This is a genomic window from Halobacteriovorax sp. JY17 (assembly GCF_002753895.1).
Taxonomy (GTDB): domain Bacteria; phylum Bdellovibrionota; class Bacteriovoracia; order Bacteriovoracales; family Bacteriovoracaceae; genus Halobacteriovorax.
Map to the genome: position 1 here is coordinate 450,296 of NZ_NJER01000003.1, position 13,335 is coordinate 463,630.

General features: G+C 37.2%; 14 protein-coding genes and 4 tRNA genes. 6 read left to right on the forward strand and 12 right to left on the reverse strand.

All coding sequences use genetic code 11. The features are described from left to right. Window positions 1-55: 55 nt before the first annotated feature. The 10 genes from tuf to CES88_RS14650 form a co-directional block, all read right to left on the reverse strand. Window positions 56-1,246, reverse strand: coding sequence for an elongation factor Tu (tuf, locus tag CES88_RS14605; protein ID WP_290735942.1), 1,191 nt, complete (start codon window positions 1,244-1,246; stop codon window positions 56-58). 254 nt (window positions 1,247-1,500) lie between these two features. Next, entirely contained in the window at window positions 1,501-1,818 is a 318-nt protein-coding gene (locus tag CES88_RS14610) for a hypothetical protein (protein ID WP_290735981.1), read from the reverse strand. Window positions 1,819-1,900: 82 nt separating this feature from the next. After that, window positions 1,901-1,975 (reverse strand) — tRNA-Thr (locus CES88_RS14615). A 66-nt stretch (window positions 1,976-2,041) separates the two neighbouring features. After that, window positions 2,042-2,815 (reverse strand): hypothetical protein, encoded by a 774-nt coding sequence (locus CES88_RS14620; RefSeq protein WP_290735984.1) that lies wholly within the window; start codon window positions 2,813-2,815, stop codon window positions 2,042-2,044. After that, window positions 2,812-3,294 carry a hypothetical protein gene (locus tag CES88_RS14625; protein WP_290735987.1) on the reverse strand — a complete coding sequence of 161 codons (483 nt, stop codon included), beginning with the start codon at window positions 3,292-3,294 and terminating at the stop codon, window positions 2,812-2,814. Before CES88_RS14625 ends, CES88_RS14620 begins: the two co-directional genes overlap by 4 nt. Window positions 3,295-3,391: 97 nt before the next feature. Then, window positions 3,392-3,467, reverse strand: a tRNA-Gly gene (locus CES88_RS14630). A gap of 42 nt (window positions 3,468-3,509) precedes the next feature. Next, window positions 3,510-3,595: transfer RNA gene (locus CES88_RS14635), tRNA-Tyr, on the reverse strand. Window positions 3,596-3,602: 7 nt separating this feature from the next. Then, window positions 3,603-3,678, reverse strand: a tRNA-Thr gene (locus CES88_RS14640). Window positions 3,679-3,836: 158 nt separating this feature from the next. Beyond that, window positions 3,837-4,595: an RNA methyltransferase gene (locus tag CES88_RS14645; protein ID WP_290735990.1), complete on the reverse strand. Its 759-nt coding sequence runs from the start codon at window positions 4,593-4,595 to the stop codon at window positions 3,837-3,839. Beyond that, window positions 4,592-6,319: a proline--tRNA ligase gene (locus CES88_RS14650; protein ID WP_290735993.1), complete on the reverse strand. Its 1,728-nt coding sequence runs from the start codon at window positions 6,317-6,319 to the stop codon at window positions 4,592-4,594. The genes CES88_RS14645 and CES88_RS14650 overlap by 4 nt, the downstream gene beginning before the upstream one ends. Window positions 6,320-6,576: 257 nt before the next feature. On the opposite strand from CES88_RS14650, the gene CES88_RS14655 reads away from it, so the two are divergent. The 5 genes from CES88_RS14655 to CES88_RS14675 are packed head-to-tail and all read left to right on the forward strand — an operon-like array spanning window position 6,577 to window position 10,050. Next, window positions 6,577-6,933 carry a hypothetical protein gene (locus CES88_RS14655; protein ID WP_290735995.1) on the forward strand — a complete coding sequence of 119 codons (357 nt, stop codon included), beginning with the start codon at window positions 6,577-6,579 and terminating at the stop codon, window positions 6,931-6,933. Next, entirely contained in the window at window positions 6,930-7,406 is a 477-nt protein-coding gene (locus tag CES88_RS14660) for a hypothetical protein (RefSeq protein ID WP_290736000.1), read from the forward strand. The genes CES88_RS14655 and CES88_RS14660 overlap by 4 nt, the downstream gene beginning before the upstream one ends. Next, entirely contained in the window at window positions 7,396-8,283 is an 888-nt protein-coding gene (locus tag CES88_RS14665) for a hypothetical protein (RefSeq protein ID WP_290736003.1), read from the forward strand. The genes CES88_RS14660 and CES88_RS14665 overlap by 11 nt, the downstream gene beginning before the upstream one ends. After that, the gene (locus CES88_RS14670; RefSeq protein WP_290736006.1) at window positions 8,283-9,311 is read left to right on the forward strand and encodes a hypothetical protein; all 1,029 of its coding nucleotides are present in this window, start codon (window positions 8,283-8,285) and stop codon (window positions 9,309-9,311) included. Before CES88_RS14665 ends, CES88_RS14670 begins: the two co-directional genes overlap by 1 nt. Window positions 9,312-9,369: 58 nt before the next feature. Next, entirely contained in the window at window positions 9,370-10,050 is a 681-nt protein-coding gene (locus tag CES88_RS14675) for a hypothetical protein (RefSeq protein WP_290736009.1), read from the forward strand. Between the two features lie 40 nt (window positions 10,051-10,090). Here the strand turns inward: CES88_RS14675 and CES88_RS14680 are convergent, their stop codons facing one another. Then, complete coding sequence (locus CES88_RS14680; protein ID WP_290736012.1) at window positions 10,091-11,875, reverse strand: M28 family peptidase; 1,785 nt, start codon at window positions 11,873-11,875, stop codon at window positions 10,091-10,093. An 80-nt stretch (window positions 11,876-11,955) separates the two neighbouring features. On the opposite strand from CES88_RS14680, the gene CES88_RS14685 reads away from it, so the two are divergent. Further along, the gene (locus CES88_RS14685) at window positions 11,956-12,426 is read left to right on the forward strand and encodes a hypothetical protein (protein ID WP_290736015.1); all 471 of its coding nucleotides are present in this window, start codon (window positions 11,956-11,958) and stop codon (window positions 12,424-12,426) included. A gap of 4 nt (window positions 12,427-12,430) precedes the next feature. On the opposite strand, the gene CES88_RS14690 is transcribed toward CES88_RS14685, so the two are convergent. Continuing rightward, entirely contained in the window at window positions 12,431-13,255 is an 825-nt protein-coding gene (locus tag CES88_RS14690; RefSeq protein ID WP_290736018.1) for a hypothetical protein, read from the reverse strand. Window positions 13,256-13,335 lie beyond the last annotated feature (80 nt).

Below are 13,335 nucleotides of genomic sequence, written 5' to 3' on the forward strand. Positions count from 1 at the left end.
AAAAGAAAAGGCCATCCGAAGATGGCCCATTCATATTAAATAATTAATTTAAAAATTATTCAACGATCTCAGATACTGTTCCTGCTCCGATTGTTCTACCACCCTCACGGATTGCGAACTTAAGACCTTTTTCCATTGCGATTGGAGTAATTAACTCTACGTCGAATGAAGTGTTGTCTCCTGGCATGATCATCTCTGTTCCAGCTGCTAACTCAATAGCTCCTGTCACATCTGTTGTTCTGAAGTAAAACTGTGGTCTGTATCCCTTGAAAATTGGAGTGTGTCTTCCACCCTCTTCTTTTGAAAGAATATAAACTTCACACTTAAATTTCGCGTGTGGCTTAACTGTTCCTGGCTTAATTAAACACTGTCCACGTTCGATATCTTCTCTTTTAACACCTCTTAAAAGAAGTCCTACGTTATCTCCAGCTCTACCTTCATCAAGAAGCTTTCTGAACATCTCAACACCAGTTACTGTTGTCTTAGTAGTTTCTTTAATACCAACGATTTCTACTTCTTCGTTTACCTTAACGATCCCTCTTTCAATACGTCCTGTACAAACTGTACCACGTCCTGAAATTGAGAAAACATCTTCTACTGGCATTAAGAAATTCTTATCGATATCTCTCGCTGGAGTTGGGATGTACTCGTCAACTTGTGCCATTAGCTCAAGAACTTTGTCCTTACCAATTGCATCGTCTCTCATCTCAAGTGCTGCAAGCGCTGAACCTGCTACGATTGGAAGATCGTCACCTGGGAAATCATAAGAAGAAAGAAGTTCTCTTACTTCCATCTCTACAAGCTCAAGTAGTTCTTCGTCATCTACTTGGTCTACTTTATTTAAAAATACTACGATCGCTGGAACACCAACCTGTCTAGCAAGAAGGATATGCTCTCTAGTCTGAGGCATTGGTCCGTCTGCTGCTGAACATACTAGGATCGCTCCATCCATCTGTGCCGCACCTGTAATCATGTTCTTTACATAATCCGCGTGACCTGGACAATCTACGTGAGCATAATGTCTCGAAGCTGTCTCATATTCAATGTGAGAAGTATTAATTGTAATCCCTCTCGCTTTCTCTTCTGGAGCAGAGTCAATCTCGTCGAACTTTCTTACTGCTCCACCTAGTGCATTTGCAAGAGTGATTGAAATCGCTGCTGTTAATGTTGTTTTACCGTGGTCAACGTGCCCAATCGTACCGATGTTTACGTGCGGCTTACTTCTGTCAAAAGATTCCTTTGCCATGACTAAGTCTCCTTAAAAGCTTGTTATATGAATCATGTGTTACTATCAAAAATGAGTACAAAGTATCAACGAATATCGAGTCCATGACAAGAGAAAAATCTTTCCCACAGGACTAAAAATAAGTTATATACCAACGCATTTCACTATAATCAGCAATTGATTTACAATCTTACTTATCTAACGTCAAATATTTAAAGGCCTTTTCGACAAAAAAGGCCCGATATTGAGTGTTAATTAGTCCGATATTGAGAGAATTATTCTTCCTCTGCCTGCGAATAAAGGAAATACTCTACCGCTCTTAGTGAACAACCTGCCTCAAAAGCTCTATACATTGAACCCTCTTGGTTATTATTCTCTAAACAGCGTTTCTTAAGAACTTCCGCCAAAGCTTGGTCATACTCATTTAAATCCGCTTTACACAATTCGTAAGCCTTCCAACCCAAGGAAGACACCAATGTATTTGCACCGTAAACCTCGACAGCACCTTCGTAGGCCACTGTTGCGTTTTTGCAAGACTCACTCTCTGCAAGAGAGCTAAATGATAATAGAAAAGTCATTAGAATTATTTTCATAGAAATCCCCTCATAAATAAAAGCCTTTTATCTACGAGAGGATTTCATACGGCAATTATCTTGAAAATTTTACTTGAAGAAATGGAGCTTGTGACGGGAATTGAACCCGTGACCTCTTCCTTACCAAGGAAGTGCTCTACCACTGAGCCACACAAGCAGAATGAAACACTTGTATGCTAGCGACAGCGCTATTAGTGAGTCAAGTCAATAATGATAAATAAACTCAATGACCACAAAGAGGAAACTTTCTAACTAATTTTCCTATTGGCCCTCCAGTACTACTATGACCTGGGCGCAACTTTTCCCAGTAACTATTTGTTGGAAAGATTTTTCCATTAGACTTATACTCACCACTTTTTCCCTTTAAAAGTTCGTGCATAATATCCATGCTACAACGAACTTGATTGCGAGGCTGATTTGTATGAGTTGCACCAGAAGGAAACTTACAATTTCCCCCCCTCCACGACCTATTTTTCTTTAATGTATTTAATTGAAATAAACCACGAGGTCTATCTGCTCCATTTGGAACCCTGCCAGTGTTTACCTTATCTTTATCACAAGAAGACTCGACCTGTGCAATTGAGGCCATCATCCAAACCCAAAACCTCTTTCTTTGCTCAGTATTTAGATTATACCAATTAGGGCAAGTTCCTGGGGCCGCTGTCATCCCTCTCACCTCATCATCAAGGAAGAGACTATCTGGTCCTCCGGCCTCGTCAATGTAATTAGTAACAAGTTCCCCCCATGCTCCCTCAGTTCCGTCAGACTTTATAAAGTTGGTACATTTCTCATTAAAGTAAACGCCATCTTTTCTATGTTCAGTTGGAAGTGGGTGCCCCCCATTATTACTGGAGGTTCTACAATCGTGACAACTTCCATCAGGAGCATTTGTACTCTTATTCACAACTTCATTGACTCTCGTAACGCCAATGATATCACTTCGACTAAATACTGGAAGACTTAGTAAGAATAAGAAAAGAAGGAATGAAACTTTCACTTTTCACCTCTCTCTTTAATTCTCACAAAGGTGCATTCAAGTCCCGACTCCAAACTCTTATAAAAGATTTTATTACTTTTAAAAGTTAGTGTTTGTGTTGAGACGCTCTCATCAGTTCTATGCTCTTTTTCACATTTATGAACTTTTGTAATCTGTTTTACGGAGTCTTTGCCGTAGTGATACTTCTCAGAAATAGAACAATACCCCTCTTCTTTTAAATGAGATGCATCTTCTACAAATGGTCCAAAGAAAATTTTATTTGAAAGACGAAGCCCTTCCTCGGGCTTATTTGAATTAACAAAGAGAAGGTGCCCTGAATGACAAAACTTACTCTTCTTTCCCTCATATTTATAATCGCCGACAACTTTTGCTGCCATTTTTAAGAATTCAGCTCTAGAAATTTCTAAAGAGTAGGTCGAACTCATTAAGAAAAACATCAAAAGAGTCAATTTACACGTAGTTAGCTTATTTTTTGACACTAGTTTCCTCCCCAGAAAAGAACAAACCAATTATATCACTATTTCGAAGTTTCTTGCAAAAAGGGGAAAAAAAAGCCTATCCGAAGATAGGCTTTTTTGGAGCGGGCGACAAGGTTCGAACTTGCGACATTCAGCTTGGAAGGCTGACACTCTACCAACTGAGTTACGCCCGCATAATTATGAATTTTTTCCATCCACTTAAATACGAAAGAAGATGGTGGCGAAAGATGGATTCGAACCATCGAAGGGATAACCCGACAGATTTACAGTCTGTTGCCTTTGGCCACTCGGCAATTTCGCCATTTAAATGGAGCTGGTTATAGGATTTGAACCTACGACCGCCGGTTTACAAAACCGGTGCTCTACCAACTGAGCTAAACCAGCATAATCCCAAATTATAAATTTGTTAAGTATTTTTTAACAAATTTTTTCAATCAATCCGAAGATTAAAATTGTTTTTGAGAACTGAATTTATAATTGTTTCCGTTCTTAAAATCAACTCTTTTTTTTATATTTCTTCTTTTTTTTTACAAAAATATTTCTTATTTAAGCCAACGCTCCATAGCAATTGCTGCCGCAACAGAAACATTTAATGACTTAATATTACCAAGAGGCTTAATTGCCACACGATGTTCTACAACCCTAGAAACTGCATTAGACATACCAACATCTTCAGCCCCAAGCACTAAGGCCACATGACCAGAAGTATCTACTCCCTCACCACCCTCACTTGCATGCTCAGAAAAACCAATCACACTTACGCCCTTTTCAATTAGTTTTGTAATTGCTTTTGGAAGAGAGGAGCAAATAACAATATCTACATGCTCAATGGCACCTGAAGCAATTCGAGCAAATGATGGTCCTGTTCCAAAGTGTCCTTTAGCTCCAGTAACAACACAATTTACCCCGTAGAAAGCCGCTGTTCTCATTATGGCTGCTGCATTGTGAACATCGGTAACTTGATCGAGACAAAGAATTTTATATCTATCTGACTTATCGATTTCCTCATAGAGCCAAGCAAGGTCATAAGTTTCAACCGGATCAACCACCATAAAGATTTGAGAAGGCACTCTTTGAAAAGTCATCTCTAATTCTTTGTAGAATTGCTCTGCCATTTTCTGAACTTCGTGAGGTCCTACAGTTTTCACATCGAATTGCTTTAGTTCTTTATCAAGACGAGTTTTCTTTCTAAACTCTTTTAAACCGTCTTGTGTTGCAATTATTTTTCTCACAGAGTTCGGTCTGCATATAATTGCTTCAGCAATACTATGAATTCCTACTATTAAATCAAATGTACTCACTTACTACCTTCAATAAGGCCTTTAATTTTCTCAACAACTTCAGAAGGAAGCACTTTAAAACTCTCGCCCGTTTTTCTTATTCTTATTTCTAACATTCCATCATTTTTAAAGTCTCGCTCACCAAAGATTAGCTGAATAGGTAACCCTAAAAGATCTGCATCTTTAAATTTGAAACCTGGCCCCGCCTTTCGGTCGTCAAAAACGACTTCTATACCAGCCTCTAAAAGATCATGATAAATTTTATCTGCTAGCTCTTTATTTTCTGCCGACTTTGTAATTTCTGCATAGTAGACATGATAAGGAGCAAGTGCCATAGGCCATACGATTCCCTTATCATCATGGTGTTGCTCAACTGCCGCTGCAACCACTCTTGTTACACCAATTCCATAACATCCCATCAAAGGGTGCATTGTTTTTCCATTACTATCTAGAACGGTTGTACTCATAGCTTTTGTATACTTGTCACCGAGTTGAAAAATGTGACCGACTTCGATTCCTCTTCGGATATCAACAACGCCCTTGCCGTCTAAAGTTAGGTCTCCCTTTGTTGCTAGTCTTAGATCTGCAACTTCAAAACTACTAACATCTCTCTTTGGGACAAGACCTTGAAAGTGAGTGTCCACTTTATTTGCCCCTGCCGTATAAGAAGCCTCTAAATCAATTTGTGAATCAAAAATAATTCTCGCCTTTGAAGAAAGATCATGTGGACCAATATAACCCTTAACAAATCCTTCATTTAAGAGCTCACTATCCACTGCCGCTTTTAATAGATCACCTTTTAAGAAAGCGGAAAGCTTTAATTCATTTAATGAATCATCTCCAAGAAGCAGAACAAGTATTGTCTCTTCTTTTTCATCTATAACAGACTTATAAACTAGAGACTTTAAAGATTGCTCCTTTGGAGTCTTTAAGAAGTTACAAACATCTTCGATAGTAGACATAGAAGGTGTCGCAACCTCTTTAATCTCAGAATTTGTCTTATCAAAATTGATATTCGCTCTCTTCGTCTGTGCCTTTTCAATATTAGCTGCGTAACCTGTTTCGGCACAGTAGATAACTTCATCTTCACCAGTATCAGCTATAACTTGAAACTCGTGCGTCTTTTGGTCACTGTCGGCCATGGCACCACCATCAGCTTCAACAGCACTAAACTCCAAACCTGCTCTTGTAAATATTGCCTCATAGGCCTTAAATAATCTGTCATAAACTTCATCTAGAGAATCTTTATCTGCATGAAAACTATAAGCGTCTTTCATTGTGAATTCACGCCCACGCATAAGTCCAAACCTTGGGCGAAGCTCATCTCTAAATTTTGTATTAATTTGATAAACAGTTACAGGAAGATTCTTATAAGACTTGATCGTCTTTCTAAAAATATCTGTTACCGCTTCTTCATTTGTAGGAGAGAGGCATAGATCGCGCCCACCTTTATCTTTCACTTTCAACATTTGGTCACCCATGGCGTCCCAACGTCCAGACTCTTGCCAGAGCTCACCAGGAGTAACCATACTCATCAAAATTTCATGGCAACCGGCCTTATCAAGCTCTTCTCTAATGATTTGCTCGACCTTTCTAATTGATCTATATCCAAATGGCAGGTAGCTATAAAGACCTGAACCCATTTTATGTATAAGCCCTGCCCTAACCATTAGCTGGTGAGAAGGAATTTCTGCGTCTGCTGGAACTTCTTTATATGTTTGCCAAAATCCTGACGAAAGCTTCATCTATTATGTCCTTGTAATCCATTATTTCATTGAATTTTAACCTAGATACACAACTTTAACTAGCCTTACAAGCTCTTTGAAATCTCAATAGGTCCCCTTGGTCTTCTTTTCTTTTGAACTAAAAGAAAATTCTCAAAATCTAGAATTGTTCCAGATCTGGAACAGAAGGACCCTATAAGCAACTGAAAAGACGTTTTTAGTTTTGGCATTCGAATTGCTTTACTATTTTAAAATTTAATTTAAGAACGGAGAGAGTTATGAAAATTTTTAAATTTATTCCATTAATCGTATTTGCTGTTATTGCTTATTCAAATACTAACCTTCAACCAATTGCAACTGTCTATGCTGGTGACGGAGGAGTAAAGGATGCTGACTGTAACTGCGGACCTGCTGATGATGGTGATCCAAATGTTGGATATAGAACAACCAATCAGGATTTAATCCTTACAATAAATGATGATAGATTTAATAATACAACAAAACTCGAAGAGCTTTTACAAGGGAATCCTAGAAAGAATCCATTATTAAATTCAAAGTTTGAAATTGATTCGAGTTTAATTAATAGTATAAAAGGTAGTAACCTTGTTGATAGTTTGAATATAATTAAGAAATGATAAAAAAGAATTTTCTACTATATTTAATTCCTATGGTTGCTTTAGTTGTTGGAGTAATTCAATGGAGCCTTGTTGAGACAACCCTTCTTTCAAGATGGAAAGGTGGCGGCTTTGGTATGTATACCGAACTTCACCCAAATGTTGCTAGAACTTCTTGGGTTAGCTTTCAAGTTAACAACAAATCCTACAAGATGAGGGGAAAGGATATAAAAGAGGCTTTAAAAGAGAGTCAAATATTCGGTCCCCGAACAGATTTGGCCATTTCTCACCTTTATAATAACCTTAAAGATTTGAGGTATTATCCGAATGCAGAAAGTATTAAAGATGCAATCTTTCTTTTTAAGAAGCTTTATAAAGCTGCTGGTTTGGAAATAACTAACCTATGTATAGAAGTAACAGAACTGAGTCTTAATATAAAAGAAAAGTCTTATAATAATAATTCCTTAATAACGTTATGTGAAAATGAAATCTAATCTTAATAAAATTGATCAATATATTTCTTTGAAAGATAACTTACTAATAGCGGCAAAAATATTTTGTGCCATACTACTTGTCACTTTCATTAAGTATCAAGGCATTTCATTATTTATTCGCTCAAGTGCAACGATACTGCTACTTGGTGGGCTCATTTTACCAAAACTTGTTAAGCATCCTTTATTTTGGCTGGTTATTGCTAGTTTTAACCTCATACACTTAGTAGAAAATTATTTTAGTAGCGCTAATCACCAATTCCTCTTTGTCTATTATAGCTTTATCTTCTCGCTAGCTTTCACTAATGAAGAAGAGCAAGCGGAAGAATTCTTAATAAAATCTTTTAAATATATGTTTATTGTCGTGATGGGTTTAGCAACTCTTCATAAAGCATTTAGCTTATTCTATTGGCAAGGCGGTCTTATATACGACTACATGCTTAGAGGGGGGATTCTTAAATACTTCGTAACGATGATAGACTCTAATAATAGTGCTATAACAGTACTTAACGCTCAAAAGCTCGAAGCGTTTATTGGAAACTACGCGAGTATTGGGCAAGGAATAAAACTTCAAGAACCACTTCCTTGGCTTTCAAGCCTCGCTTCTATTCTATCTGCTTCTGTAATTTTAATCGAGGCAACTCTTACGATTATGATTGCGAGTAATCGGTTTCAAAGAATTAAACACTGGCTCTACCTTAGCTTTGTTATTTCAACATTTTTCTTTCGAATGGAGAATTTATTTCTTTCGACCATCGCCCTTACAGGTTTTGTACTTTGCCCAAAAGAGAATGAAACAATACGCAGTACTTACTTTATTATAATTCTCTATTTTCTTTCTCTATCTGTCTTAAGCCTAATGCCGGGATTTTACTACTAATGAAAAAAATAATCTTCGTCCTTATTCTTGCTCTTTCTTTTTATTATTTCTTAACCGATAGAGAAGACCAAGAGCTTTCAAAGGATACTCAAAAAACAGAACAAGAAGAGAACCCGAAAAAAAGAGGAGAAAAAAAGCGACCTTCTGCTATCAGAGAAAGTAATCTCGCAAAAAAAACGAAGACGAAAGAATCGCTTCTATCAAAGGAAGAGGAAGAACCAATCCCCCCAACAAATGAGGAAGTCCTAGAGCACTTACAGAATATCTTTAGTAATACATATGAGAACGTAACCAAGAAAGAGTCTCTCCTAAAAGCTGAAGTTGAGAGATCTACCCAAACAGGGAATAAGAAAATAACAACTTATAATAATAAGTATGAAAACTCTAAACAACCCGTAGATATTCTTTGGGTCATTGATGACTCGGGATCTATGAAAGATAAAATCAAAGAAGTATCAGAAAAAATTGACCTATTTCTGAATCAGTTTATAGAAAAGAACGTCTCTTTTAAAATTGCTGTCGTCAATACCTCAAGAGAGCTTCTGCATGATGGCTCTATTTTAAATTCAATTAACTATAGAGATGATAGAGGAAGCTTTAACCAAACCATTTCAGAAGCCTTTAATCTCTCTGTATCTGGAAATGGAGAGGAACAAGGGTTTTGGAGTATTTCAGACTTCCTTGATTCAAGCGGAGAAAAATTCTTTCGAGAAAATTCGAAATTCATTATTATTGTTATTTCAGATGAAGACGACGGGAGCTTTGTCTATGATGATGGAAGAGAAAGACTTATGAAAACTCAATCTTTACTTGATAAAATCCAGCAATATAAAACCCTAGAAAATACTGAACTCTACTCTATTGTCTCTTTTCCTCCACATGTCGCGAAGATTGCAGGAATTCGCTACGCAGAGATGTCTTATTTAACAAAGGGATTAACGGCTGATATTAAAAGTGATTTTCATCAAACACTCTTAAACATTGGAGGACGTATTACTACATCTAAAAAAGAAGAGACTTCACCTTAAATAATTATTTACACCAAAATTCTCACTTGCTAGCATCGGTGGCTCAAAGGGGAAATATATGAAAAACACATTACTTGCTTCAATACTTTTAATTCTCGCTTCATGCGGGTCCTCTGATGGAACTCCAGGAAGCTCAGGTATTGCTAATCCAGCACTTACAAAAGAAGGAAATTTAAAGTCTCACCTAATTAGTGGTTATAAGCTTGGCCTTGAGCAAACGACTTTTGAAACTGGTATAATTACAAATAGAAATACAAACCAACAGGTTTGTGACTACCAGATGAAGACAACAAGTACTCTTATTGCCATCTCTGGTGATAGGTACTCATTTCATGTCTTAGAGGAAGGTAATCCAAACTGCACAGCCAGTCTTACAGAGTCTATTGAAATCTATGCAAAAGACTTCTACGGATCTATTATAGATACACTTCTTAAGAATATTCTTGATCAAGGCGCAACTTATGACTGGAATCCTTCGTCAAAAGAATTCTCTATGAGTAAGGATGGACTAAGAGAAGCTTTCAACCTTCAAACTGTTACAACTCATGAAATGCTATATAATACTTTATCCGAAGAAGGATCATATGAAACTGATGAATATGAAGTTTCTTATACTGTTTCTGATTTTCAAACACGAGTAATAGCAGGGCCGTTTGATGTAGAAGGACTTAAAGATTCTCTTGGATACTGTTTATTTAAATCACAAGAAGATCTTGAGTGTTTTTCACCTAAGAATTAAAAATGAAGGAGGTACTCTTATGAGTTACCTCCATTTACTTTTAGTGAGAGCTTTTTGTAAGTGTTACAACCTTCTTCATCAGTTTTCCACTTCTCTTCCAACCAAGCTCAACCTTATCTCCTGCTCTATAATACTTAAGAGCAAAAGCAAGATCATAAATTGTCTTCACTTCTATATCACCAATTTGAACGAGAATATCTCCTGCAATAATTCCGGCCTTAAGAGCAGGGGAATTATCACTTGCTCGAACACATTTAACTCCTACTACATCATCGCTTTGTCCAAACTCAGGAACACAACCAAGGTGAGCTCCATAACCTCTCGGTCTTCCAGCATCTGATCCGTCTGAGTAATCTGGATTAAATACCGGAGCATTTACTCTTTCCATTCCTGCAATAAGTGAGAGAGCGTAAGTCTCAATCCCTCTCATGGCATCGTAATCTATTTTTTCAGCAGTATCGTGGCTTGTGTGATAATCCTCATGAGCACCTGTTGTAAAGAAGAGCGCTGGAATTTTCTTTACTGTAAAAGAAGCGTGGTCGCTACTCCCAACAGCTTCATTTTTTACGATGAACTTCAAATTACTTTCAAGAGGATTTAAAAGTGGTTTCCAATCCAGTGATGTCGCAGCTCCCATAACTGAAACTGATTCATTATATCTTCCAACCATATCAAAATTAAGCATGGCCTTTATTTCTCCGTATTGCTCACCATGACGGGCCCACATATCCACAAAGTGTGCAGAACCAAGTAGTCCCATTTCCTCTGCATTAAAGAGAACAAAGATATAAGTTCTAAGATGAGGCTTCTTACTTAGCTCTTTTGCTAATTTTAGAACCATCGCTGTACCAGAAGCATTATCATCTGCTCCATTATGAATTTCCCCGTGTCCATGTGGGTCCATGGAAGATTCCCCACCATGACCTAAGTGATCAAAGTGACCACCAACCACAACAACTTCTTTCTTTAAAATTGGGTCAGATCCCTCTAGAACTCCTACAACATTTGAAACTCGGCCTGTTTTCTTTTTAAGGTTAACTGCCATGGAGAAATTTCCACCAAGGTCAAAAGAATTTGGTCTTCCCGTATCTCTTATGACTTCTTGAAGTTTCTTCACATCAGTTTTCTTATGAATTAGAACTTTATTAAACCACTTATTAGTTGCATAACCCGCTAGTGCAGAGAATCTATTTCCACCACCTTCAGTTGGATTAAAGTATGGAGCTTTCTCTTCTGGATAATTTTCAAGAGAGAGAGGGTCATTTAAAACAATAACTCCTGCTGCTCCGTGGATAATCGCATTCTTTAATTTGTAGAATATAGATCTATAATTTATATAGTCTGGGTGTCTAAAGGGAGAATTCATATTTCCAATGGCAGGATCCCCTGTCATCACGACAACAATTTTTCCCTTAACATTTAATCCTTGATAGTCATCGTACTTTAACTTCGTATCGCTCTTAGGAATGGTAATTCCATAGCCAACAAAAACAATACCTGTATTTTCAACTTTTCCACTTAGTGAAGATGAAATAGGTTCAAAGAGTTCTTCCTTAAAAGTAGCGGAGCCAAATGAGTTCTCTCCGCTTTTTACCATTTCAGTGAATATCGTAAATTCTTGCTGGTAACTTTCAGCGAGGGGCTTAAGCCCAAGAGACTTAAGTTGATTAATTGAATAATTCGTTGCCGTGACATTCCCAGGAGTTCCAGGCTTTCTTCCTTCAAGCTTATCGCTTGCGAGAAAGTGAACAGCTTCTTCAAAGAAAGCTGCATTAGAATGTATACTGATAAAAATAGACACTAGTGCTATTAAAATTCTATTCATATTAAAATCCTCTATATTATGCTAATATTTACTTCTATAATTAACTCAACTAGAAATCAAATGTCCTGTAAAGTATTACTATGTTAAGAGAAGAACTCTATCACCCAATGTTTAGCCACTTTCCAATCGTTATGTTTGCACTGGCGCTTATTACAAAACTCTTAAGCCTTATCTTAATAAAGCTAGAAAAAGAGTCAGGTGAAAAATTTCTCTTTATTTCAAAGCTTTTAATTTATGTCACTCCATTTACTTTTCTCATTACTATGTACCTAGGAGACTTTGCGCTCGACCAAATAAAGAATGAATTTTGTGACTTACACACTGTCTATAAACACGAAGAAGTGGCCTATTACGCTCTCTATAGCTTCCTCATTGTCTTAGCTTTTGAGGCCATTAGTGAACTAAAGTCGAAATTCAAAACACTCTTTCAAATTGGTACACTTATCTTTTTGATTCTTGGAAATTTCTATTTATTTAAAACGGCCCACTCTGGAGCGAGCCTCGTTTATGACTTAGGAGCTGCCGTCAAAGTCGCTCCTAAGTGCAAATAATTTCTTAATCGATATCTGTCTCAACAACGCCTTTTTCATAATTAAATTCACTTCCCTGCATTGAATGTGGAATACAGTAAATTGCAATAAGAATTGATGCCGCAACAATTATTGGCCACCTTCTCTTACTTTTAAGAGTTAGAAGAACTGCCGTTAACCATGCAAGAACTCCAATTAGAAGTTTATTATCTGTTAAGTCCCAATCATATGGAAAACCTGCCCAATAAACTCCAAAGGCAAATTTTTGAACGATTGGTCCTAAACACATTCCGCCAATCATTAAAGAGCCAAGAGTAACCCTCGCAATTTTAACAGCACTCTCTGTTTTAAATATTGCTTCAAAGAAGGCCATTGCAGAGAGAAGCATTGAAAAGAACATAAAGAAAACATGAGGCGCTAAAATATAGGTAGGCACATCACCTTTATAACGAATATAAATTGGATCTTCTTTACTGTGGAACTCTTGGGACTTATCTCCAAAATTCAATTTTAAAAAATAAGTGAGTTTTCCAGCAGGGGGCTGATTTGGAAGGGTCATCGCAAAACGGTTCCCCTTTTCTTCTAAGTTCACAACAGTCCACTCATCATTTGTTGGATATCTCTTATACGTGAGCTCAACTCCTGTTAAGTCTTTGATTTTTGGGATTTCAACAGGCGCCCCTGTATTACCTCCATGACTTCTTGGAAGCTTTACTCTAACTGTTGCATCTTTATCTAGCCCTATATAAATTTTCTCTGGGTAAGTCGGCCCAGTTGCTCTTTGGTAAATAACGGCCGCCATCGTGATAATAATCGCCAATGGAATGGAAACTTTGTAATTATTCTTCATCTTAACTTCTCACCTGTACTTTCTCTTTGTATATTGATATCAGTTTGGCATATCAAACACTAAATGGAAACGAGTCTTAC